This is a genomic window from Agromyces aureus, from assembly GCF_001660485.1.
GTDB lineage: Bacteria > Actinomycetota > Actinomycetes > Actinomycetales > Microbacteriaceae > Agromyces > Agromyces aureus.
The window spans coordinates 170987-195310 of record NZ_CP013979.1 but is presented as its reverse complement, the minus strand read 5'-3'; the positions used below and the strand labels follow the sequence as shown (position 1 = coordinate 195310).

General features: G+C 73.6%; 18 protein-coding genes. 7 read left to right on the top strand and 11 right to left on the bottom strand.

Going from position 1 to position 24324, the window contains the following annotated elements:
* The first annotated feature begins 21 nt into the window (after positions 1–21).
* A complete protein-coding gene (locus ATC03_RS00820) occupies positions 22–1008 on the top strand; it encodes an SIS domain-containing protein (RefSeq protein ID WP_067871950.1) in 987 nt (328 codons plus the stop codon).
* A gap of 28 nt (positions 1009–1036) precedes the next feature.
* On the opposite strand, the gene ATC03_RS00815 is transcribed toward ATC03_RS00820, so the two are convergent.
* Positions 1037–1561 (bottom strand): hypothetical protein, encoded by a 525-nt coding sequence (locus ATC03_RS00815; protein ID WP_084003144.1) that lies wholly within the window; start codon positions 1559–1561, stop codon positions 1037–1039.
* Positions 1558–2433, bottom strand: a complete 876-nt coding sequence (locus ATC03_RS00810) for an LssY C-terminal domain-containing protein (protein ID WP_067871947.1) — start codon at positions 2431–2433, stop codon at positions 1558–1560. Before ATC03_RS00810 ends, ATC03_RS00815 begins: the two co-directional genes overlap by 4 nt.
* A 38-nt stretch (positions 2434–2471) precedes the next feature.
* Between ATC03_RS00810 and ATC03_RS00805 the strand changes: the two genes are divergently transcribed.
* The 6 genes from ATC03_RS00805 (at position 2472) to ATC03_RS00780 (ending at position 8353) form a co-directional block, all read left to right on the top strand.
* On the top strand, positions 2472–3722 hold the full coding sequence (locus tag ATC03_RS00805; RefSeq protein ID WP_067871944.1) for a cysteine desulfurase-like protein: 1251 nt from the start codon (positions 2472–2474) through the stop codon (positions 3720–3722).
* 96 nt (positions 3723–3818) lie between these two features.
* Positions 3819–4595: an isocitrate lyase/PEP mutase family protein gene (locus ATC03_RS00800; RefSeq protein ID WP_067871940.1), complete on the top strand. Its 777-nt coding sequence runs from the start codon at positions 3819–3821 to the stop codon at positions 4593–4595.
* 201 nt (positions 4596–4796) lie between these two features.
* A complete protein-coding gene (locus tag ATC03_RS00795) occupies positions 4797–5894 on the top strand; it encodes an ATP-binding cassette domain-containing protein (protein ID WP_067871939.1) in 1098 nt (365 codons plus the stop codon).
* A gap of 5 nt (positions 5895–5899) precedes the next feature.
* Entirely contained in the window at positions 5900–6718 is an 819-nt protein-coding gene (locus ATC03_RS00790; protein WP_227820187.1) for an ABC transporter permease, read from the top strand.
* Between the two features lie 2 nt (positions 6719–6720).
* Positions 6721–7863 (top strand): winged helix DNA-binding domain-containing protein, encoded by a 1143-nt coding sequence (locus ATC03_RS00785; protein ID WP_067871933.1) that lies wholly within the window; start codon positions 6721–6723, stop codon positions 7861–7863.
* A gap of 109 nt (positions 7864–7972) precedes the next feature.
* Positions 7973–8353 carry a DUF1304 domain-containing protein gene (locus tag ATC03_RS00780; RefSeq protein ID WP_067871931.1) on the top strand — a complete coding sequence of 127 codons (381 nt, stop codon included), beginning with the start codon at positions 7973–7975 and terminating at the stop codon, positions 8351–8353.
* A gap of 57 nt (positions 8354–8410) precedes the next feature.
* Here ATC03_RS00780 and ATC03_RS00775 read toward each other — a convergent pair whose 3' ends face one another.
* From ATC03_RS00775 to ATC03_RS00735, 9 genes are all read right to left on the bottom strand, one after another.
* Positions 8411–9193, bottom strand: a complete 783-nt coding sequence (locus tag ATC03_RS00775) for a hypothetical protein (protein ID WP_067871928.1) — start codon at positions 9191–9193, stop codon at positions 8411–8413.
* Positions 9190–10023, bottom strand: a complete 834-nt coding sequence (locus ATC03_RS00770; protein ID WP_067871925.1) for a PP2C family protein-serine/threonine phosphatase — start codon at positions 10021–10023, stop codon at positions 9190–9192. The genes ATC03_RS00775 and ATC03_RS00770 overlap by 4 nt, the downstream gene beginning before the upstream one ends.
* Positions 10020–11423, bottom strand: a complete 1404-nt coding sequence (locus tag ATC03_RS00765; protein WP_067871922.1) for a DUF5684 domain-containing protein — start codon at positions 11421–11423, stop codon at positions 10020–10022. Before ATC03_RS00765 ends, ATC03_RS00770 begins: the two co-directional genes overlap by 4 nt.
* On the bottom strand, positions 11420–14080 hold the full coding sequence (locus tag ATC03_RS00760; RefSeq protein ID WP_067871919.1) for a transglutaminase domain-containing protein: 2661 nt from the start codon (positions 14078–14080) through the stop codon (positions 11420–11422). The genes ATC03_RS00765 and ATC03_RS00760 overlap by 4 nt, the downstream gene beginning before the upstream one ends.
* A complete protein-coding gene (locus ATC03_RS00755; RefSeq protein ID WP_067871916.1) occupies positions 14077–15465 on the bottom strand; it encodes a DUF58 domain-containing protein in 1389 nt (462 codons plus the stop codon). Before ATC03_RS00755 ends, ATC03_RS00760 begins: the two co-directional genes overlap by 4 nt.
* Complete coding sequence (locus ATC03_RS00750; RefSeq protein WP_067871913.1) at positions 15462–16427, bottom strand: AAA family ATPase; 966 nt, start codon at positions 16425–16427, stop codon at positions 15462–15464. Before ATC03_RS00750 ends, ATC03_RS00755 begins: the two co-directional genes overlap by 4 nt.
* A 94-nt stretch (positions 16428–16521) precedes the next feature.
* Complete coding sequence (locus ATC03_RS00745) at positions 16522–22566, bottom strand: Ig-like domain-containing protein (RefSeq protein ID WP_067871910.1); 6045 nt, start codon at positions 22564–22566, stop codon at positions 16522–16524.
* Positions 22563–23702, bottom strand: coding sequence for a serine/threonine-protein kinase (locus ATC03_RS00740; RefSeq protein WP_067871907.1), 1140 nt, complete (start codon positions 23700–23702; stop codon positions 22563–22565). The genes ATC03_RS00745 and ATC03_RS00740 overlap by 4 nt, the downstream gene beginning before the upstream one ends.
* 193 nt (positions 23703–23895) lie before the next feature.
* Positions 23896–24264 (bottom strand): hypothetical protein, encoded by a 369-nt coding sequence (locus tag ATC03_RS00735; RefSeq protein WP_067871904.1) that lies wholly within the window; start codon positions 24262–24264, stop codon positions 23896–23898.
* Between the last annotated feature and the right edge of the window lie 60 nt (positions 24265–24324).

Here is a 24324-nt window from a genome sequence, read left to right as displayed (position 1 = left end):
GTCCCGAGACCCGGAGAGCCCATGGACACCGCCGCCTTTCGAGCCGACCTCGACCTGATCCCCTCGACGCTCGAACGGCTCGCCGACGCCCTCGACGACGGCCTGCCCGGACTCGAACGACTCGCGATGCTCGGTTCGGCGCGCGTGCTCGTGCTCGGCATGGGCTCGAGCCGGTACGCGGCCGACGTCGTCGCCCGGCGCTACCGCAGCGTCGGCGCGAACGTCGTCGTGGAGCTCGCGAGCGCCGAGCTGCTGCCGCCCGCGGCGCCCGATCTCGCGGTCGTCGCCGTCTCCGCCACCGGCGGCAGCGTCGAGGTGCTGCGTGCCGTCGAGCGCTACCGGGGCGCCGGGCGACTCATCGCCGTCACGAACCGGCCCGACTCCGAGCTCGGACGCCGCGCCGACGTCGTCGTGCCGCTGCTCGCCGGAGTCGAGGCCTCCGGGGTCGCGTGCCGCACGTTCCGCGCGACGTTCGCCGTGCTCGATGCGGTGCTCGAGGAGCTGCTCGGCACGGCGCCCGCCCAACGGTTCGATGCGGCCGCCGTGCGCGGTGCTGCGACCGCCAACGCCGTGCTGCTCGCCATGGCCGGCGACTGGATGCCGCCCCTCGCCGACCTGCTCGCGGGCCCCATGGGCACGTGGGCGCTCGCCCCCGCCGAACGCGCGTCGAGCGCGCAGCAGTCGGCGCTCATGCTCCGCGAGGTGCCGCGGCGCATCGCCTTCGCATCGGAGACCGGCGACTGGTCGCACGTCGACGTCCACCTCACGAAGACGCAGGACTACCGTGCACTCGTGTTCGCCGGCTCGGCGTGGGACGCCCAGGCCCTCGACGTGATGGCGCAGCGCAGCTCCCGCTTCGCCGCCATCGGGCGCGAGCTGCCCGGCGCCGAGCTCGTGCTGCGGTTCCCGGGCGACACCGACGACTCGGTCGCCGCCCTCACCGAGCTGCTCGTCGCCGAGCTCGTCGCCGACCATTGGCTGCGCACGTTCGGCGAGGGCGCACCCTGACCTCCCCCTGACCGGCGCCATCCCGCGTTCAGCGGGGCGGGCGCTTCAGGCGGGGGCGACGGGCGTAGGCGCGCGCGGCGCGGCTCGAGAGCGCGAGCATCACGAGGATGTCGAGCGAGAGCGTCACGAGTGTGAAGTCGAGGTGCAGCTCCTGGTCGCCGACCCACCAGGTGACGAACGATCCGCTGATGCTGAGCGTCGCGAAGATCATCACGAGGATGCGCGCCCAGTTGACCCCGAGGAAGATGAGCCAGGCGAGCACGAGCTCCACGACGAGCACGACGATGCCGGGCACGACGATGAACGCGAGCGAGGCGTTCAACGTGTCGGCGTCGACCGTCGTGACATCGAGCTCCTCCGCGATGACGGTGCGCCAGTTCGTGCCGAGCAGGAGCAGCCAGATCGCACCGCCGAGCACCCGCAGCACCACCAGCACGGCTCCCATGGATACGGCTGCGGGTCGACGCATGGGCGGCGGGGAGGCATCCGCCCGCCCGACCAGTCGCTCGAGCGGCTCGGTCGACGTGCGCTTGCGCTCTGCGCGGTCGCTCACGATGCCACCCGCACGGCGCTCACGTCGATGACCGGGAGGTCGCCATCGGTGCGGATGGTGTCGCCACCGCCGTTGCGCGAGTGGTAGCCGGTCGAGAAGTCCGCGAGCACGCTGACCGAGATCGCCGGGTCGGACTCGCGCAGCGTGCGCACGATGTGGTCGCGCTCGACATCCGTGTCGGCGTCGATCTTGTGGGTGACCTGGAGCGTGAAGAGCGAGAACCCGACGGCGCGGTCGAAGGTGCCCGCCGCGAGCCACTCGACCCGGGCGCCGCCGGGCAGCAGCCAGCCATCGGGTGTTCGCCAGAACCGCACGTGATGGCGCTTGGCGGGGTTGCCCTCGACCTCCTGCTGGAAGGCGAAGTCCTGCTTGCGACCGAACAGGAACAGCGGGCTCACGGGAGCTTCGTCGTAACTGCGGCGGGTGATCGTCGAGGTGATGATGCGCCAGCTCGACGACCCGGTCAGTTCGTCGGCGCGAGTCCATCCGGCATCCTGCATCGCCCGCAGCAGTTCGGCCTCACCGCCGAGCACCGCGAGGTTGACCGGGTCGCCGAAGAGTCCGTCGCTCGTGCGGGTGCGGCCCATGAAGTAGTCGGGCACGTAGATCGTCGTGAGCACGCGATGCAGGCGCGGCAGCACCAGGTAGGCGATCAGCGCCCAGAACAGGACCATCACGAGGATGCCCCACCACCCGAGCGTGAAGGACTCGCTGAACAGCAGGTACGCCAACCACAGCGCGGCCAGCCCGGCGAACACGAAGAAGAACTCGTCGAGCACGGCATTCACCGAGAAGCGGCGTGCACGCTTCGAACGCGGCGGTGCCGTCGATGCCGTCTGCGCCCCGGATGCCGCGGCCCCTGCCCCGCTCATGAGTGCATGTTATCCGTGCCCGCGCCTATGCTCACCGCATGGCCTACGACGTCGCGCGCATCCGATCCGGTTTCCCGTCGCTCGAGAGCGGGTGGGCGCAGTTCGACGGGCCGGGCGGCACGCAGACGCCGCGCGCGGTCGGCGAGGCCGTGGCATCCGTGCTCACCGGGCCGCTCTCGAACCGCGGCACGATCGGCGTCTCCGAGGAGCGCGCCGAGGCCGCGGTGCACGGGTTCCGGCTCGCGATGGCCGACTTCGCGAACGCGCACCCGCGCGGCATCGTGCATGGGCGCAGCGCCACGCAGCTCACGTACGACTTCTCGCGGCATCTGTCGAAGGGCTGGGGGCCGGGCGACGAGGTGATCGTGACGAGCCTCGACCACGACTCGAACATCCGCCCGTGGGTGCAGGCCGCCGAGCGTGTCGGGGCGACCGTGCGCTGGGCCGAGTTCGACCCGGCGACGGGCGAGCTCCCGGTCGAGGCCGTGACCTCGCTCCTCGGTGAGCGCACGCGCCTCGTCGCGGTCACGGCCGCGTCGAACCTCATCGGCACGATGCCGGATGTCGCGGCGATCGCTTCGGCCGCGCATGCCGTGGGTGCGCTCGTCTGGGTCGACGGCGTGCACTTCAGCGCTCACGAACTGCCCGACCTCGACGCGCTCGGGGCGGACTTCTTCACGTGCTCGCCGTACAAGTTCCTCGGCCCGCACTGCGGCGTGCTCGTCTCCCGGCCCGAGTTGCTCGAGACCATCGAGCCCGACAAGCTGCTGCCGGCGACGGAGGTCGTTCCCGAACGCTTCGAGTTCGGCACGCTGCCCTACGAACTGCTCGCCGGGGTCACGGCCGCGGTCGACGTGCTCGCGGGGCTCGCCTCGTCGGGGCCCGGCGGCCGCGACGGAGACGGCGATGACGACGGCGGGTCGGATGCCGCGGGCTCGCGCCGCGCGCGACTGCAGGCCTCGTACGCCGCCCTCCACGAGCACGAGTCGCGCCTGCTGGCACGCCTCGAGGCTGCCCTCGCCGAGCTCCCCGGCGTGACCGTGCACTCGCGGGCGGCCCGCCGCACCCCGACCCTGCTGCTCACCTTCGCCGGCCACGAGGCATCCGTCGTCACGAGTCAGCTCGCCGCGGGGCAGGTGCTCGCGCCGAGCAGCAACTTCTACGCGCTGGAGGCCTCGCGCCGACTCGCACTCGGCGACGCGGGCGGCCTGCGCGTCGGCCTCGCGCCGTACACCGACGACGAGGACCTCGACCGGCTGATCGCGGGGCTCCGCGCAGCCCTCGCCTGAACCGCCGGCCCGTCGAGGGTGGCGAGTTCCGGACCTCATGCGGCGAATACCGCATCGAGCGGCGAAGCGCCCCGCGGGCGAACATACGCTGGAGACATGACCAGCATCGTCGAACGCGCCACCGAACTCCGCCGCCTGCACACCGACCCCGAACTCCTCCAGGTGGTGAACGTCTGGGACGTCGTCTCGGCGCGCGCCGTCGCAGACCTGCCCGGAACGAAGGCCCTCGCGACCGCGAGCCACTCGATCGCCGCGACGTTCGGCTACGAGGACGGCGAGCAGATCCCGGTCGACCTCATGCTCGACATGGTCGGCCGCATCGCCCGCGCGGTCGACGTGCCCGTGAGCGCCGACCTCGAGGCCGGATACGGCGACGCGGGCGAGACGATCCGCCGGGCGATCGGCGAGGGCATCGTCGGCGCGAACCTCGAGGACCAGCTGAAGCCGCTCGACGAGGCGGTCGCCGCCGTGCGCGCCTCGGTCGCCGCCGCCGACGCCGAGGGCGTGCCGTTCGCGCTGAACGCCCGCACCGACGCGTTCCTCCGCGGGCGCGACCGCTCGCTCGAGGTCAACGTCGCCGACGCGATCGAACGCGGGCGCGCCTTCCTTGACGCCGGCGCCACGAGCGTGTTCGTGCCGGGCATCTTCGGCGAGGACGTCGTGCGGCAGCTCGTCGCAGGCATCGGCGAGCTGAAGGTCACGCTGATCGGCCTGCCGGGCGTTCCGGCCCCCGAGCGCCTGCAGGAGCTCGGCGTCGCACGCGTCTCGTACGGCCCGACGACGCAGCGGGTCGCACTCGGCGCGCTGCAGGACCTCGCGACCGACCTGTACCTCGGCGGCGTGCTGCCCGACGGGATCCGGCCGCTGAACTGAGGCGTGCGGTCCCGCTGGTCTCGAGACGCTCCGCTCCTCGACCGGCGGGACCGAAGTGCCGCCTGATCTCGCGAATCCCCCGCGAGACGGATGCCGCGCGCAGCCCTCGCTCGCTAGGGTGAGCGGGAGGCGAGTGGTCGCCGGGCCCTGCGGGGGCGCGGCCATGTGCGGCCCGCTCGCCCCCGGCTACGAGGAGAGCGCATGAACAGCGGCATCCCCATCGAGATCTCGGGGCTCAGCAAGCACTTCGGCAATGTCACCGCGGTCGACGACCTGAGCTTCACGGTGCAACCGGGTCGGGTGACCGGATTCCTCGGTCCGAACGGCGCCGGCAAGACGACGACGCTGCGCGTACTGCTCGGCCTCGTGAAGGCCTCGAGCGGCACGGCGACGTTCGGCGGCACGCCGTATCACGCGCTCAAGCGCCCGCTCGAGACGGTCGGCGCCGCGCTCGACGCGAGCTTCCACCCCGGGCGCACAGCCCGCAACCACCTCAAGGTCACCGCGACCGCGGCGGGCATCCCGTCATCACGTGTTCCGGTCGTGCTCGAGCAGGTCGGGCTCAGCGAGTTCGCCGACCGACGCGTCGGCGGCTACTCGCTCGGCATGCGCCAGCGGCTCGCCCTCGCGTTCACGCTGCTCGGCGACCCGTCGGTCTTCGTGCTCGACGAGCCGATCAACGGCCTCGACCCCGAGGGCATCAAGTGGATCCGCATGTTCCTGCAGCGCCTCGCGCAAGACGGCCGCACCGTGCTCGTGAGCTCGCACCTGCTGAGCGAGGTGCAGCAGAGCGTCGACGACGTCGTGATCATCTCGCGCGGGCGCCTCGCCAAGACCGGCACCCTGAGCAGCCTCGAACTCGAGTCGGCGCCGCGCACGATCGCCGACTCCCCCGACCGTCCACGCCTCTCAGCGGCGCTCACGCAGGCCGGCCTCGAGTTCACCGAGGGACGCAACGGCTTCATCGTGGCCGAGCCCGACCCCGGCCTCGTCGGGCACGCGGCCTTCGTCGGCGGCGTCGAACTCAAGTCGCTGTACCGCCTGAAGTCGGGCCTCGAGGAGTCGTTCCTGGCGCTGGTGAGCGGCGAGGCCGCGGCCCCCGGTGGGGCCGACGGTTCCGTCGACGGCGGGGCGGATGCCGCGGGCGGCCCGGCCGACCACGACGCAGCCGCCATCGACGACGAGCTGTCCGACGCGACATCCGCTCGCTCCGAACCCGGCGAACCCGCCGAACCGGCAGCGCCAGCCGAACCCGGCGCGCCAGGCGAACCCGGCACCACCGACGGGGCGAAGGGGTGATGGGCATGCTGCGCGCACTCGGCTCCGAGTTCCAGAAGTTCTTCACCACCCGCATGTGGTGGCTGCTCACGCTGCTGCTCGTCGGGTACGTGGCCCTGTCGGCGGGCGGCTTCGGCGCGTTCCTGGGCTGGGCGACCGACAACCCCACGGCGGCCGCGGGCGCGAGCTCGACGCCGCTGCCGACCGACGGGCTCGCTCCGCTCGTGTACAGCTTCGCGTCGTCGATCGGCTACGTGTTCCCGGTGCTCTTCGGCGCGCTCGCGGTCACGACCGAGTTCCGGCACAAGACGCTGACGCCGTCGTTCCTCGTGCAGCCGCAACGCGCCACCGTGCTGTGGGCGAAGTACGTGTCGCAGCTGATCGTCGGTGCGGGGCTCGGCGTGCTCGCGTTCGCGGCCACGGTCGGCGCGGGCGCGGGTGCGCTGGCGGCGTTCGGCATCGACACCGCGCTCGACTCGCCCGACACGTGGGCCCTGATCGGTCGTGGCGTGCTCGCGATGGCGTTGTGGGGCACGATCGGCGTGGGCCTCGGCTCGCTCGTGACCAACCAGGTCGCCGCCATCGTCATCGTGATCGCCTTCACGCAGTTCGTCGAGCCGATCGTGCGACTCGTGGCCTCGCTGAACGACGTGACCGCGAACATCGGCAAGTTCCTGCCCGGCGCGGCCAGCGACGCCCTCGTGGGCGCCTCGTTCTACAGCGTGGCCGCGATCGGATCGGCCGAGACGCTCGAGTGGTGGCAGGGCGGTCTCGTGCTGTTCGGCATCGGCCTCGTGACCACGCTGATCGGCAGCCTCACGACCTGGCGGAGGGACGTGTCGTAGTCGTGGACCTCGCCGAGCTCCGCGAGCTGCGTCTGCACGTGCAGGGGCTGCGGCATCCGTTCGACATGTCAGCACCCGAGGTCGTGCGCCGGTTCGGGGCCGTGCAGGCGCAGGAGTACGTGCCCGCGCAGTGGGGCCTCGCGCAACGCGTGCCCGTGCCGACGAGGCCGGACGCCGCGGCGCTCGCAGCCGACCTCGACGCCGGGCGCATCCTCCGCACGCACGTGCTGCGGCCGACGTGGCACTTCCTGCACCCCGACGACGCCCGGTGGGTGCTCGAGCTCTCGGCCGAGCGCGTGCACCGTGCGAACGGCACGTACTACCGCTCGACGGGCGTCGACGGCGAGGATGCGGTTCGGGCGGTCGACGTGGTCGCGGCCTGCGTCGCCGACGGGCACCGCACGCGCACCGACATCGCGACCGCGCTGGCCGACGCGTCGCTCCCCGCGACGGGTGTGCCCCTCTCGTACGTGCTCATGCGGGCCGAGCTCGAACGCGTCGTCATCAGCGGCGCGAACGTCGGCAAGCAGCGCACCTACGCCGCGTTCGACGAGCGCGTGCCGCCATCGGCCCCCAGACCCCGCGACGAGGCGCTCGCCGACCTGGCCGAGCGGTTCCTCGACGCCCGCGGCCCCGTGACCGATCGCGACTTCGCGTCGTGGTCGGGCTTCACGCTGACCGATGCGCGGCGGGCGCTCACCGCCGTCATCGAGCGAGCGGATGCCGCGGGCGACCCGGTCGAGACCCTGGGCGTCGAGGGGGTCGTCCACCACGTGCGCTCGGCGCAGCTCGCACGATTCGAGGGCGAGTTCGGGGGCGGTGCCGCCGCCGAGCCGGGGCCCCGCATCGACCTGCTGCAGGCCTACGACGAGTACATCATGGGATACGCGTCGCCCAGGGCGTTCCTGCACGCCGAGGGCGATGCCGTGGTGCACGCCGAATTTCCGCTCCACGCCCTGATGTGCGACGGCGTCATGATCGGGCGGTGGGCGCCGCCGACGGCGTCGGCCGCCACCGCCGTGCGGCTCGTGCCATGGCGCGGACTCGACGCCCACGAGGAGCGCTCGCTCGAGGCATCCGTCGCCGAACTCGGCGTGTTCCTCGGCGGCGAACTGCGCATCGAGCAGGAGGCCCCGGCCGACTGACCTCGGCGCGGTCCGGAACTGCGCGGCCTGCGCTGCCTGCGCGAGCGCCCGCACCACCGGTGGGCGCGCCCCCACGACCGCGAGCCCGGCCCCTCGGTACGATCGCGACATGCTCGTCATCGCCAGCGTCTTCGTCGCCCTCGCCGCGCTGCTGCACGGCTACATCTTCCTGCTCGAGAGCGTGCTGTGGACCCGGCCCAAGACGTGGAAGACCTTCGGCGTCGCCGATCAGGCCGCCGCCGACATCACGAAGCCGATGGCCTACAACCAGGGCTTCTACAACCTGTTCCTCGGCATCGGCGCGGCGCTCGGACTGATCCTCGTGTGGTCGGGCGTCGACGAGGCCGGGCGTGCGCTCGTGCTGTTCTCGACGGCGTGCATGGCGCTCGCAGCGGCCGTGCTGACGACGACGGGTCGCGGCTACCTGCGGCCCGCGCTCATCCAGGGCACGCTGCCGCTCATCGGCTTCGTGCTGTTCCTCTTCGCGTGAGCGTGAGCGAGAGCGAGAGCGTCAGCGCTTGAGCGTGCACGGCCGAGCGCGGGCGGCTCAGCCGACGAACGCGAGCACCGCGACGGCCGCGAGCCCGCCGACGGCGACCACGCACGAACCCGCGAACGCGGCCAGCACGACGATCGCGGATCGGCGCGAGCTGCGGGCCACCGACGGCAGCGGCTGTGCAGGATCGCGCGTCGGCTCCACGCCGCCCGTGTACGCGGGCGCGGCGAGCCTCGGCGCCGTCGGCTCGAGCGGCCGCGCGGCATAGTGCTCGAGGAGCCCCGGACCGGTGCCGACCTCGGCCGTGCGCAGCACGTCGTCGGAGACGGGCGCGGGGGTCACCCGTCGGCTGCGACGCATCGGCGCGTGCATGATCGCGTCGGGCCCGTCGGTCGGCAGGGGCGTCGCGCGCACGACCGTGCGCTCGACCACGATCGTGTCATCGGGCGCGGCCGGCCCGATGCCGGCGAGGTCCGTCGCGGCCGGCCCGGTCGTCGCCGGTGCGGTCGTGGCGGGACCGGTTCCGGTCGCCGTGCGGTCGACGACGATCGTCTCGTCGATCCCGACCGGCACGACCGCCGCCGGCACGGTCGGGGCCGTGGTCCGGTCGACGACGATCGTCTCGTCGAGCTCGGGGTTCGACGAGACATCGGAGGGCGCAGGCCCGACGGGCGGCGGCGGGATCGGCGCCGGACCCCGGCTCACCACGATCGTCTCGTCGAGCTCGGCGGGGGCGACGGGCGGGGTGCCGACCGACGCGCGCCGATCCACGACGACGGTCTCGTCGGCCTCGAGGTCGGTGTCGAGCACCTCGCCGGGGTTCGCCGCGGTCACGAGCGGCTCCGCACGGGAATGGTGGTGTGGTCGTCATCGGATGCCGCGGCATCCGCACCCCTGACGACCCCGGTCGTGGCATCCGACTGCTCGTCGATGCCGCCCGAGATCACGTCGACGACGACGACCGTGATGTTGTCGCGGCCCCCGGCCTGACGGGCCCGTTGCACGAGCGCGTGCGCGACGGACTCCGCGCGGCCGCCCATGGTGAGCGTCGCCCGGATGCCCTCGTCGCTGACCTCGCCGGTGAGCCCGTCGCTGCAGATCAGCAGGCGCTCGCCGTTGACGACGGGCAGCAGCCAGCTGTCGGCCGTGCTGTCGGGGCCGCCGATCGCGCGCGTGATGACGTTGCGCTGGGCGAACTGCTCGCGATCCTCCGGCTTGAGCTCGCCGGCGTCGACGAGTTCCTGCGCGAGCGAGTGGTCGACGGTGAGCTGCTCGAGCTCGGTGCCGTGGTGGCGGTATACGCGGGAGTCGCCCACGTTGAAGACCAGCCACGCGGGCTCGCCGTCGTCATCGACGAGGGCGACACCGGTGATCGTGCTGCCCGCGCCGCGTTCGGTGGTCTCCGCGACCGCGGCGACGGCGAGGGTGGCGTCCGCGAGCGCGGCGCGCACCTGGGCGATGCTCGCGACCTCGTTGCCCGCGACGTGCGCGCGGAACGCGTCGATGACGGCGGCGCTCGCACGGTCGCCGGCCTCGTATCCGCCCATGCCGTCGGCGACCGCGTAGACGGGCCACTGCGCCAGCGCGGAGTCCTCGTTCGCGCGTCGCACGAGCCCCACGTCGGTCGCGGCGGCCGCGGCGAGCTGCACCTGATGCACGGTCATCGGCCCGGCACCCCGGCGATGGGCGGATCGCGGTCGATGCGGACGCTCAGGGTTCCGAGCACGAACCGGTCGGGCACGAGGGTCGGCACGTCGGGATCGAGCAGCTGGTCCTCGCCGAACCCGTCGGGAACGAGCACGCCGTTCGTCGAATGCAGGTCGGTGATGGTCCACTGTTCGCCGTCGAGCTGCAGCACGGCGTGCGTCTTCGACAGCGTGCGGCTGGGGTCGGGCACCACGAGGCGCACTTCGCCCGCCTCGGGGTTCGCGACGCGGGGGTTGCGCCCGAGCAGCACGGTGCCGCCCGCGAGCCGCAGCGGCTCGCCGCCGTCGGGCACCAGATGCCAGGTCACCTTCGGCTTGCGCGCGACGACGATGGTGCGGTCGAGCGGGTCGTCGTCGAGATCCTCCTCGGTGGCCGCGATGGCGGTGGCGGCAGCGGTCGCGACGGCTGCGGCCGGCACCGGCTCGGCGAGCGCGACGGGCGCCGCCACCGCGAACAGGTCCGCGAAGACCGGTGCCGCGTTCGGGGCGGCGACCGGCGCCGCGTCCGGGGCGGCGACCGGTGCCGCGTCCGGGGCGAGGTCGAAGGGGGAGCCGGCCGGCGGCAGGGTGGGCAGCGTGGGCGCGATCGGAGTGCCGGGGGCCGGCTTCTGCTGCGGGGCGACGGATGCCGCGGGCATGGCGGGGATCGGCTCGATGCGGCCGGGGATCCGGGAGATCGGGTCGGCGATGGGCCCCGCGACGGCCGCCGCGGATGCGGGCACGTGGGGCTGGGCGGGCACCAGCGGCCGGGCCGACGCGGGCGGCTGGGCCGACGCGGGCACCGGCGCAGCCGTCGGCATGGGCGGCAGCGGAGCCGCGCCGCGCGGGTGCAGGTCGGCCCACGCCGGGAGGATCGGGGCGGAGTCTCCCGCCGGCCACCCGGCCGTGACGGCCGCCAGCGCGGCGTCGCGCGTGACGCCGGGCGCCACGGGCGGGATCGCGCCCGAGGAGGCGCCGCGCACCGGCATCCGCCCGCGCTCGGGGTCTGGCGATGGGCCGAGCGCGAGCACCGTCGCCCAGACTGGCGGCAGCAGCACGCCGAGCACGGTCGTGCCGACGCCGCGCCAGTACTGCCCGCTGATGCGGTGCAGCGCGAGGATGAGGAAGAACAGGCCGGCGAGCTGCGCGATCGGCACGAGCAGCAGCAGCGCGAGCCACGGGTTCTGGCCGCCGAGGCGGAACACCTGCATCTGGCTGTACACGGGCACCCAGGCCGACCACGGCGTCAGCCCGGCGTGCGCGAACACCCGCGCGAGCATCACGGAGTACCAGACGTAGAGGCCGGCGCCGAGCGCGAACGACACGGCGACCATCGTCAGGGTGACGGCGGCGAGCTGCTGGGCTTCTGCAGGGGTCATCGGGCGGGCTCCTCGAGTGCGGCGCGGGCTGGGGTGAGGCTGGCTGAGATCGAGCGGTCCGGGGTCGGGCGTCCGGTGCGCACGTGTCCAGGAAGGGCGCTCCGGGTGAGCGCGGCGAGCGAGAGTCGGGCCGCCAGCCGGCGCCGCAGTCGGGCCCCGGCCGCGAGCTCGGCGCGCTCGGCATCGACGAGCGCCCACGCGGCGCGGGCGTCGTCGCCATCGGGCGGGTCTCCGGCGAACACGGCTCGCTCGACGATGCCTGCGAGCTCGGTCGCGGCCTGTCGGCCGGACGCGCGCGCCGTGTCGGCCCGCGTGCCGAGTTGAGCCGTGAGCACGCCGTGCTCGGCGTAGAGGTCGATGAGGTCGTCCCAGGCGCCGACGATGCGCACCTCGGGGTCGGCCTCGCGTCGGCGACGACCCGACCGCACGCCCTTCGCGGCGAGCAGCACCAGCACGGGCAGCAGCAGCAGTGCCAGCGCGGCGACGCCGAGCGCGGTCCACCGCACCCAGGCCGCGAGCGCGAGCGGCCCGGCCGGCTCCTCGCCGGCGGGCGCGGCTTCGGCGTCGCTCGACTCGCTCTGCGCCGAGGGCGGGTCGATGGTCGCCGTCTCGGGGCGGTCGGGCGTCGTCGGGTGCTCCGGCAGCTGCTCGCCCTCGCGGATCAGGCTCGGAGCGACCTCGAACTGCGGGGTCGCGTCGATCGGCGTCCAGGCGCCGGAGGTCGAGGTGCCCGAGCCGCCGCCCGCGCCCGACGAGCCCGTCACCTCGGTCCAGACGGTGAGCGCCCCGCCCGCGCAGACGTCGGCGCACGTCGCCACGCCCGGCACCTCCTCGGCCCCGGCGAGGCGGAACCCGAGCACGACGCGCGACTCGTAGCCGAGGGCCCTGGCGAGCAGCGCGACCGCGACCGCGAACTGCTCGTCGTCACCCACGCCCGCGACGAGGGCGGCGTCGGATGCCTCGGGGCCGGCCAGGCGCTGCTGCTCGACGAGCTGCGTGAACAGCGCCTCGATGCGCGCCTTCGAGTGGCCGGAGTAGCTCGGAATGAACGTGTAGCCGCCGCCGAGGCCGGCGATCCACCCGGCGGCGTCCGGGCCGTCGACCGCCGCGTGGCTGAGATATCCGCGGTCGCGCAGGCGCTGCACGAGCTCGAGGAATCCGGCCGAGGTGTCGGGCTGCTCCTGCAACTCGATCCACGCCGCGAGCGCCGGGTACTCCTCGACGTCGAGCAGCGGCGTCGCGCCGGGCTCATCGAGGTCGGCCCGGCGGTCGGGCGCCGCGACGAGACGGTACTCGTCGCCCAACGCGAGACCGCGCGTCGCCGACGAGGCGGACGACGCGGTCGGCCCGGCGGCATCCGTCGACCCGGCGTCCGCGCCGTTCGCCGCACCGGTCGCATCCGATGAAACCGCAGCGATGTCGATCGAGGTCGCGCCGTCGCCGGAGCGGTGGAATCCGTCGTCGAGCGCCGCGGCACGATCACCCGAGAAGTCGGGTGCGGCCCGCAGGCCCTGCGGCGCGGGAACCCAGATGCCCGAGTAGCCCGGCTCGACCGAGACCCCGAACTCCACGTCGCCCGGCGCGCGCACCGCGGCGCGCGGCAGGCGGCTGAAGCGCGACGCGGCGGCATCGGCGGCGCCCTCTCCGGCGCCGACGTGGAACGTCTCGCCGTCGTACGTGTCGAGGGTCGCGAGGCGCAGGCGCTCGACGCCCGTGGTGTCGCCGTCGAGTGCGAGCCAGGGCTCGTCGACCCGGTCGGCGGTGAACGCCGAGCGGTAGCTCGCGAGCGGGGTCGCGGTCTGGCGCAGCACGACCTCGGGGTCGATGCGGTCGCGCAGCGCCTCGCGCTGCGCGAAGCCCGCGGCGGCGGGCGTCACGACGGCCCCGACGACGAGCGCGGCCAGCACGAGCGCGGTCGCGAGCGAGCGGCGCCGGAACGCCGACCACCCGGTCAGGCTCGACCGCTGCACGGTGTCGGCCGACGCCCGACGCAGCGCGACCGCTCGGATCGAGCGTGAGCGCAGCAGCAGCCAGGCCAGTGCGGCGACGAGGCCGCCGACCGCGACCACGAGTTCGCGCGGCGCGGGCACCGTCACGGGCCCGACCACGAGCGGGTCGCCGATCGCACTCGACCCGAACGCCAGCCCGAAGCCCGACATGCCGAGCCCGACGACGACCGCGAACGGCGACGCCGAGCGGTCGGGCACGACGAGCATCGCCGCGACGAGGGTGCCGACGAGCATCACGAGCAGGAACGGCACGAGGACGGCCTGGTACTCGCCGAGCGGCAGCGAGAGCGTGAGCAACTGCTTCCAGCCGACGACGACGCCCACGAACCCGTCGCGGATGCCCGCGATCCACATCAGGGGCGCGCCCACGGCGCTCGGGATCGCCACCGGCACGACGATCAGCGCGTAGACGACGGCCGTCGCCGGCACGAGCAGCAAGGCGCGCGCAACACCTGAGACGGGTGCGCGGCGGGCCGCCCACGCCAGCCCGAGGCCGGCGAGCATGCCGACCGCGGCGGCCACGGGCATCCGCACCGATTCGTACACGGGCCAGGCCGCGACCGTCGCGAGCAGACCGGCGACGACGACGTAGGCGATGCCGAGCAGGTCGCGCGCGCGGGAGGCCGTGTCCGGCTGCGGCGCGCTCATCGAACGGCTCCGCGCGCGAGCAGTTGGGCGAGGTCGTCGAGACGCCCGAGCGTGAGCACGGTCAGCTCGCGCGAGTGCCGCGCTGTCGGCTCGGCCTCGGGCTCGCACCGCACGGCGACCACCGTGATGCCGGGCGGCAGCGTGATCGCCGCACGGCGGAGACGATCGAGGGGCACGAGCGACCCCGTCACGAGGAACGCGATCGAGAGGTCGCTGAACGACTGCGCGACGAGCGTCGCGACCGATTCGAGACGGATGACGCGGGCACCCGTTCCCGCAGCCGAACCGCCCTGCAGCGCCGAGACGCCGTCGAGGAGCGCGCGCGGCGTCACCGTCGGCAGCGAGCGCATCGCCTGCACGGCGCCGCGGTCGAGCACGTCCAGCTCGGAGCTGACGCCCACGAGCACGTCGCGACCCTCGCGCACCCCCTGCACGCCGAGCGAGGCCGCGGCGCTCACGGCCGACTCGAACTCGTCGTCGTCGGAGTAGCCGTCGAGGTCGAGGTCGAGCAGCACCGCGATGCGCGCGTGCCTGGACTCCTCGTACTGGCGCACCATGAGCTTTCCGGTGCGCGCCGTGGACTTCCAGTGCACGTGCCGCTGCGAATCGCCGGGCACGTACTCGCGCACGGCGTGGAACGAGAGGTCGGCGTCGACGAGCGCACTCGACGGCGCACCCTCGAGGTCGCGGATGAGTCCGGCGCTCGACGGCGGCAGGGCGACGGTCACGGGGTGCACGTGCACGCGCTGCACCTCGGGCCAGCGCATCTCGCGCCGAAGCACGCGCAGGGGGTCGCCGCGCGAGACGGTCATCGGCCCGACGTCGATGACCCCGCGACGCTGCGCGGCGATGACGAGCTGCTCCTCGTGGTGCGCGCCGCCGCGGAGCAGCGGGATGTGCGCCTCGACGAGCCCGCGACCCACCGGGATGTCCACCACGCTCGGCATCGACGGCCGCGAGCCCCGGTTCACGAGGTCGAGCGTGCCGTGGATCTCGGATCCGGCGACGACCCGGTCGCGATCCAGGTCGAGCCGCACCCGGTAGTCGTGCGCCCCGAGCAGGAACGGAACGCAGACGAGCAGCAGGGTCGCCGACATCGCCGCGACCACCCACGCCTCGAACCAGCCGAACGCCGCCCCCGCGGTGGCACCGCCGATCGCGATCGCGACGAGCAGCAGGCCCGCCGGCGACACCGTCTCGCGCACCCAGTCCCGGGCGCGCACGAGCACGCCGACGGTCGAGCGCATGCCGCGGCGCGCCTGCGCGACGCCCGAGGCCACTCGGCCACGGCGCGTCTGCGCGAACCGCGTGACCGTGACGCCACGGGTCGAGGTGACCGTGTCGGTCGTCGCGGGTTCGCGGAGGAGGGGGCTGGATTCGGTCACGCCACCCCGTTCTCCCGGGGTGCGACCACGTCGAGCAGGATCTGGTTGATCACGGCGACCGCCGTGACGCCGTCGAACTCGGCCTCGGGCTCGAGCACGAGGCGGTGCGCGAGCGCGGCGACGGCGAGGCTGCGCACGTCGTCGGGGGTCGCGTAGGTGCGGCCGGCTGCGGCCGCCCAGGTCATGGCGAGCTTCGAGAGCGCGATGGCCCCGCGCACGCTCACGCCGAGCCGCACCTCGCTCGCACGACGCGTCGCATCGACGATGCGCATGACGTAGTCCGACACGATCGGGTTCACGTACACGCCCCGCGAGAGCTCGGTCATCGCGACGATCGTGTCGGTGCCGACGATCGCCTCGAGCTTCGGCTTCGGCGCGCCGACGGCCTGCAGAATGCGCATGGTCGAGGCCTCATCGGGGTAGCCGATCGACGTCTTGATCGAGAACCGGTCGAGCTGCGCCTCTGGCAGGCGGTAGGTGCCGCCCTGCTCGATCGGGTTCTGCGTCGCGATCACGAGGAACGGGTTGCCGACCGGTCGGGTGACTCCGTCGATCGTGACGTTGCCCTCCTCCATGACCTCGAGCAACGCCGACTGCGTCTTCGGGCTCGCGCGGTTGATCTCGTCGGCGAGCACGACGTTCGCGAAGACCGGTCCAGCGTGGAACTCGAACCGTCCGGCCTTCTGGTCGTACACGGTGATGCCGGTGATGTCGCCCGGCAGCAGGTCGGGCGTGAACTGCACGCGCGTCGACGTGCCGTGGATCGTCTCGGCGATCGCCCGCGCGAGCGCCGTCTTGCCCGTGCCCGGTGCGTCTTCGAGGAGCACGTGTCCGCCGCTCACGGCCGTCGCGAGCACGAGCTCGACCACGTGGCGCTTGCCGAGCACGGCCTGCTCGACGTTGTCGGCGATGAGCGAGAACGTCTCGGCGAACCAGGCGGCTTGCTCGGGTGCGATCGTCACGGTCGGGTGTCCTCTCGGGGGCGGTGCTGGGAAGTCTTCGCGGGGTCGGGCGCTGTTCGCGCCTCATGGGCGGGGCGGATGCCGCGGGCGGGCGTCACGGCACGACCGGCGGGTCGGTATCGACCGGTGGGTCGGGCGTCGGTGCGCACAGCGTCGCCGTGCGCGGGATGGCCGCGAGCCCGGCATACTGCCCGGTGAACGCGAGCGAGTACGTGACCGCGAGCGGGGACAGGGGGTCGGGCACCGTCCAGGCGCGGATCACGGCCGAGCCGGACGCGGCGGCGGACACGCTCGCGCCGACCTCGAACACCGTCACGGCCGCGGTGTCGACCGGGGCCGCGAGGCATCCGGAATCGAAGCGCACCGTGACCGGGGCCGGCGCGGTCTTCGCGACCACGAGGAGGTCGTTGGAGCAGTACGAGGAGCCCCAGTCGTTGTGGCACTGCCGGACGGAGACCTGGCCGGGATTCCCCCAGTCGCCGACGGCCGCCGCGAAGTCGTTGGACCAGCCCGTGAGGTTCGAGCGGTACTCGAGGTGGAAGTCCTCGAGCGCGGTCAGGCTCGGGCCGGTCAACCCGTAGGTGTAGGTGCTGCCGCTCACCGCGGGCGTCGTGGCCACGGTGTAGCTCGCGTCACCGGCCGGGGCGTCGACGCGCGTGTAGAGGTACACGTCGGCGGTGCCGGAGGCCACGACGCCGTACCCGTTCGCGGCACACGCCTTGACCCGGTACTTCTTGTACTGCGTGAGGCCCGAGATCGCGGGCGTCGAGGCGACCACGGCCGACCGTGCGTCGTACGCGAGGCCGCCCTCGCCGTCGGCCCAGCACTGCGGCTCGCCGCCGTCGCGCCACGCGAAGTACACGGTGTTCGCGGGCCGCGAGCTGTGGTTCGCGACACCGCCGAGGCCGATGCCGGCGATGGAGAGCGACGTGTTCGTGGTCGCCGTCGCCGTGATGCCGTTCGGATCGAAGGACGGCGCACCGGCCACCGTGACGGGCTTCGCGACCACGCCGCCCTCGTTGCCGCCGCGACCGGTGGGCGGCTCGAAGATGCTCGAGGGCACGAGCGTGATCATCTGGGGGCCCGGGCGCAGCACGAGATCGGCCGTGGTCGTGCCGCCGCGGCGGTCGATGACCTGGCCGGTCTCCTGCACGCGGAACGAGCGCGCGTCGGCGTCCGCCGTGATGCGCACCTCGGCGACCCCGGTCGACGGCGAGGTGGTGCCGGCGCGGTAGACCGGGTCGATCGCGACGTCGACGATCGACGGGGCCCGGTAGCTCCAGGTCGTGACCGCGTTCGTGGTGGTCGACGTGCCGACGCTGTTCACGGCTCGCGCCGCGAAGGCGTGGCGTTCGCCGGGCACGAGGTTCGGCACCCGGCACCACCAGGTGCCTGGCGCGTTCGGACCGCACTCGGCCGCGACCGTGCGACCGCCCTCGAGGATCTCGATGCCCGAGATCGCCGGATGGGCCCGCAGGGCCTCGCCGAGCGATACCTCGAGCGTCACGCTGGATTCGGAGTAGTCGGCGGTCGAGATCGAGGCCGGCGGCTGCGGCAGGCCGAGCAGGTCGACCGTCACGCGGCCGGTTCCGGGCCGCCCCTGCGCGTCGGCGACCGTGAACGGCACCACGCACTCGCCGCCGAAGGCGTTCTGCCCCGCCGGCCACGTGACCGTGACGGATCGGTCGTCGGCGGCGCGCACCGTGGCGACCTGGCAGTTCGCGGCGCCCGAGGCGAGACCCGTGAGCTTGAGCCCGGACCCGGTCTTGCCGGCGAAGGGGTCGTACTCGCCAGTGACGCCGACGACCTGCACGGTGCACGAGGCCCCCTGGCCGACCGAGCACTGCGTTCCGAAGACGGCGCCGCGGGGTGCATCGGCGGGCGCCTGCCCGACGACGAGGGTGATCGCCGACGTGAGGCCGCCGAACGAACCGACGCCCACGGTGATCGTCTCGCGCGTGCCAGGCCTGGCGTCGGCGCGGGCCTCGAAGGAGACGGTGTCGCCGGCCTGCGTCACGAGGAACGCACTGCCGGCGAAGTCGATCGAATAGTCGAGCCGGGATCGGTCGCCCTGGCGCCCGCCCTCCCACGTGGTCATCTCGTCGTAGAGGCGCACCGACTCGGTCGCGCCGGGCGCGACCGTGCGACTCACGGCCGACAGGATCGCCTGCGGGTCCTTCGGCACGATCGCGATCGGCACGCCGACCCACGACCATGCGGACTGGCCGTTGAGGCGCACGGGCACGAGGCAGACGTCGCTCCACGGGGCCTCGCGGCCCGCCGAGTACTCGGCACCGCCGCCGGCGACCGAGGCGCACGCGGCCACGGCGCGCTGCACGCGGTAGTCGCCCGAGTCGACCTCGACCCGCTCCCCGACCGGCAGGTCGAGCAGGTCGCGCACGTCGAAGGCGACCTTCTGCTCCTCCTTCACCTCGAGCGGCTCGAGGTCGGGGCGAACCTGCACGCGGAGGTCGTCGCTCGCGGGCACCACGAGGAAGCCGAAGGCCTCGACCTCGCGGCCGGCGCGATCGGCTCCGTGCACGCGGAACGGCACGAGCCCGCCCTCGTCGGGCAACGGCCCGATGATGCGGTGGCCCGAGACGCGGAACCCGTCCGACGAGCCGACCTCGCCGCCGGCGCCGCCCGGACCGGTCCAGAGCTCGAGCTCGAGCGCCTCGAGGTCGCCGGAGGCCCACACGACGTGCCCGGCGACGACGTCGAGGCCCTGATCGGGCAGGTCGCCACGTGAGCGCGCGGTGACGATCGTGTCGGAGACGACGGGCGCGTCGGGCGACTCGGCCTCGGTCACGCTGACGACGACGAGTCCCTCGGCCGTGCTCGAGGTGCGCACCGACTTCACGGTGTAGCGGTACGAGTTCGTGCCCGCGACGTCGCCGGGATGCAGCACGATGCGATCGTCGGCGAGCGAGGTGCTCTCATCGATCAGCGCCTCGAGCCGGTCGTACTCCGTGCTGCCCTCCGGTGCATTCGGCACCAGGTTCACGAGCTCCAGCTCGCCCTGCGCGGGGTCGAGGTCGTTGCCGGTCGGTTGCACGGTCACGGGCGAACCCGCGCCCCGCTGCACGCGCACGTAGTCGCTGAACGTCACCGGTGCGGCATCCGTCACCGCGGCCGTGAGCACGCCGACGCGCACCGAGCCGGTGCCGGAAGCGCCCGAGGCGTCGCGCACCGTGTACTCGAAGGCCGGCTGCGACGTGCCGGTGCCCGCGGCGGGAGCGGTGTAGACGATCGCGTCGCCCTCGGCGGAGATCGTCGCGATGCCGAGCGACGCGTCCGGCTGGGTGACCGCGGTGAGCACCGTGCGGTCTCCGTCGGGGTCCATGCCGGTCGACGGCACCGGGATGCGGACGCTCTGCCCGCTGAGCACGCGCGCGACGAGCGGATGCGGCTGCGGCTCGCGGTTGGCGCCCGCGGGCAGCACCGTCACGGTGACCGTCGAGTGGTCGAGGCGGTCGGGCGCCTGCTCGAGGCCGACCGCGTACCCGAGCTCGTAGGTTCCGGGCTTCGAGGGGGCCAGGTAGCGCACCTGGTCGTCGGCCGCGAACGCGAGTTCGCCGTCGGCGCCCGAGGAGGTCACCTCGGCGTGCACGACGAGCCGTTCGGCGCGCGGGCTGACGTCGTTCGCCGTGACCGGGATCGAGATCAGCTCGCCGACGCGCATCGTGACCGTGTCGGGCATCGCGATCGGGCTGAGGCCGACCGACGGCGCCACGAGGAACACGCTGAGGTCGCCGGTCGCGGTCGCGCCCGCCCCGTCGGCGATGCTCACTCGTGCCCGCCCGACGAGACCCGGCTGCCCGTCGCGCGTCGCGCCGGTGGCCCGCACCTGCGACTGCGCGACGACGGCGACGTCGAGTTCGGGCGTCGTCGAGACCGCGCTCGTGACGACGAGCACGCGGCCGCTCGTGTTCTGGGCGGCGCCGAGCACGTCGACCATGGCGTCCTCGCCGACGCGGACGAACGCGGTCATGGGCGCGAGCGCGAGCGCCGCGCCCGGCGCGGCGACGGTCACCCGGATCGTCGCGGTCTGCTCGGCGCGGGTCACGACATCCTGCACCGTGAACGTCGCGAGGTAGGCGCCCGGCTCGGCCGCGCTCAGCTCGACCTCGCCGCCCGCGGAGTTCGGCACCACGGTGAGGCCGCTGCTCGCGGCGGTCGCGGTGGGCACGGCGTCGAGCAGGCGCATCGACCCCGAGCCGCCGCTGACGTGGTCGGCGATGCGCACGATCGCCGTCTCGCCGGCGCCGGCGGTGACCGCGACGGGCGAGACCTCGAGGGCCGCGGTCGAGGTGACCCGCACGTCGAGCGTGGCCTCGGCCTCCGCTCCGAAGGCGTCGACCACGGTGATGCGCACCTGCACCTTCTCGGTGGCGGCATTCGGGTCGGTGTGGCGGATCGCCACCCGCCCGTCGGACATGGGCACGACCGAGACGGGTGCTGCGGGGTCGACGGGCTGCGCGTCGGCGAGCACGAACGGGTCGCCCTCGGGGTCGACCCAGCCGTTCAGCACCGACACGAGCGCCGTGCCGCCCGGCATGAGCTGCGGTGTCGGCCAGCGTTGCGCACAGGCCTCGACGCCGCACCAGACGGGCGCGCTGTTCACGTCGTCGGGCACGACGTTCAGGGTCACGGCCACGGGCGCCGACGAGGCGGCCCCGTCGGTGGCGGCGTAGCTGAACGTCGTCGATCCGGAGGTCGCGCGCACCCGTACGGCGGGGGTCTGGTCGTTCGCGGTGAGGGCGAGGTCGCCGAACCCGGGGTCGGCGAGCCCGCCGGCGATCGATGCCGGGTCGACCGTCAGCACGTCCTTCGCGTTCGGGTCGTGGTCGTTCAGGAGCACGGGCAGCTCGACCTGCGCTCCGGCGCGCACCCCGAACCGGTCGGCGACCGCGACGGGAGGCTCCTGCCTGGCGAGGTCCTCGACCTCCTCGGTGCCGACCCGATCCTCGATGTCGTCGTCGAGCGACCACTGCTCGAGCGGCACGAGGCGGCCGTCGGGCACGGTCCAGACGAGCCCCGACGTGGTCTCGTTCAGCACGGCCCGGTCGCCGTTGCCGCGCAGCACCGGGGTCACGGCCTGCGGGCCGTCGCCGGTCGCCTCGCCCGCGGGCAGGTCGAGCGGCACGAGCCGCTGCGTCGCACTCGTCCAGATGCCGCCCCCATCGAGCGAGAGCCAGGCCGCCGCGATCGCGCCGTCGACGATGATCGGGCGTGCGGGCGTTCCGGCGGCGTCGACGACGCGTTCGGCGGCCGACCCGTCGAGCGGCTGCTCGAGCAGGCCGGTCGAGTCGGCGATGACGACGGATGCCGCGGCGCCGGCGCCCTGCTGCAGTTCGGCGTCGGCCTCGACGTCGAGCTCGACGGGTTCGGCGAGGCCGGACACCCAGAGACGTCCCTCGGCGGCGTCGAGCATGATCCACCGGTCGCCGACGAAGGTCAGCTGGAGGCGGGCGTCGGCGGCGGGGGCGTCGGCGACCGCGATCTCGTCACCCGTGAACCGGCCGGTCGTCGCGTCGTGCACCCGAACCGCGGACTCGCGGGCCGAGTACATCGCGACGAGGCCCGTCGGCGAGAGGCCGATCGCGGCGGCGGCGTAGGTCTCGTCGTCGCCGCCGTCGCCTTCGGCGCGACGCTCGGCGTAGGGGTCGACGGGCGCGGTGTCGTCGCCGTCGAGGCGACCGACCTGCACGGTGCCGGTGTCGGTGCGGTAGGCGATCCAGTCGCCGGCGGCGAGCACCTCGCGCGTGCCGGTGGGCGTCGGAACCGAGCCGCCGCCGTCCTCGGCGACGAGGTCGACCGGGTTCGACTCGTCGACGGCCCAGCGCTGCCGCAGCCCCTGGTTGTAGACGGATGCCGCGGCGCCGACCTGCACGATCGTGCTCGGGTCGTCGACGTCGCGCACGACGTCGATCTCGCCCAGGTCGGTGTTCACGCGGGCGTACTGCCCGGTGTCGCGGGTGACCCAGACGGAGGTCTCGAGCCGGGGGACCTCCTGCGCCTCGTACCCGTCGGCGGTGACCGCGAGCGTCACGACGGTCGCGACCGCGGCGACGGCGGCGACCGCGGCGATGATCGCGCCGCGGCGTGCGGGACGGCGTGCTGCAGGTCGTGCGTTCACAGCGCGCCCGTGGAGACCAGGGCGACCGCGGCACCGGCGAGCACGACGACCGCCGAGCCGACGCCGATCGCGACCGGCTTCACCCAGCCGTTTCGGGCACGTGCGGGCGCAAGTCCGCCGGCATCGATCACGCGGCCGACGGGCCTGGCCGTCGCGACCGCGGCCGCTCGGCCGGCGCGACGCGAGTCGGGATCGACCGTCGTGACGACGGGCCCCCGCCGCGAGGCATCCGAGAAGTCGATGGGGGCCGCGGCCGCCCACTCGGGCGAGGCGACCTCGAGGCTCGTGGGCGAGACCCCGAGCTCGTACTGGGCCCAGCGCAGCTGCTCGCCGAACTCGGCCATCGAGCGGTAGCGACGGGCCGGGTCGCGTTGCATCGCCGCCGACAGCACGGTGTCGATGCGCGACGGCACCCCACGCGGCGCCAACGGCGTGTACTTCGCCCCGAGCACGCGGCGCGAGAGCTGGTCGACGGAGTTGCGGCTCCGGTCGGCGAGTTCGAAGGGGCTGTGGCCGGCCAGCAGCGTGTAGAGCGTCGCGCCGAGACCCCACACCTCGGTCGCGACGGTGCCGTTCGTGCGTTCGGCGAGCACCTCGGGGGCGCTCCACGGCACCGACATCGCGAGCGTGTCGCCCAGGCCGTCGTCGGCGATCGACCCGGCGATGCCGAAGTCGGCGAGCACGGGCGCGCCGAGGGAGTTGACGAGCAGGTTCGAGGGCTTGATGTCGCGGTGCAGCAGACCCGACCGGTGCGCGGTCTCGAGCGCACCGGCCATGCGCACGCCGATGTCGAGCACCTCACCGGCGGGCATCGGCCCGCGCTTGACCCGGGCGCCGAGGGATTCGGGGCAGTACTCCATGACCAGGTACGGGCGCCCGTCGGACGCGATCGAGGCCTGGTGGATCGTCACGATCGACGGGTGCGCGCTGAGTCGCGCCATCGCATCGGCTTCGAGCGTGAACGTGCGACGCGCCTCGGGGTCGATGACGTCGGCGAGCAGCACCTTGACGGCCGTGACGCGGCGCGGGAGGTCCTGTTCGTAGAGGAACACGTCGGCGAAGCCGCCGGTGCCGAGCGGACGCACGTAGTTGTATCCGGCCAGCACGGGCGGCGCTGACGGCAGACGTTTCGGCACGACCTCTCCCCTTCTGCCGGCGTACGTCGACGCACCGGCAGACCGGTCGTTCGTCTCGGGTAAGCGGATGCGCCGACTGGGCCGGTCGCGGCATCCGCCGCTCATTCTAAGCGGAGTCCGCTCTCCGGCCGAATCGGCGACCTGGCGCGGGTGGTTTCGAGGATGCGCTCCTCGACGGCGCTGCCGGGCGTCGCTATTCGGCGTCGCCGGGGGTCTCGCCGAGCTTCAGCCGGTCGATGAGCGCCGCGGAGTGGTTGGTGCTGAGGATCAGGCGCGCGAACTCGCCGGCCGCGAGCTCGAGCACGACGGCCTGGCGCTTGCCCTTGACGACCACGAAATCGAGACCGCCGTGGTACTTCCACGCGCCGACGGCGACGACGAGCGGCAGTTCGGTGCCGCGCGTGCGGATGCCTCGGATCCAGACCCAGGGGTCGTCGGTGATGGTCGCCGAGCGGATGTCGTCGCGCTGGATCACGATGTCGGCCGAGCGCAGGGAGAGCGACTTCTCGGCCGGCGTGAGGTGAACCTCGATGCGGTCGGGGTGCACTCGGAGCTGGGCCATGCCTTCCATCCTGCCCGAGTCCGCCGACACCGGGGCGGACGACGCTCCACAACGCGATAA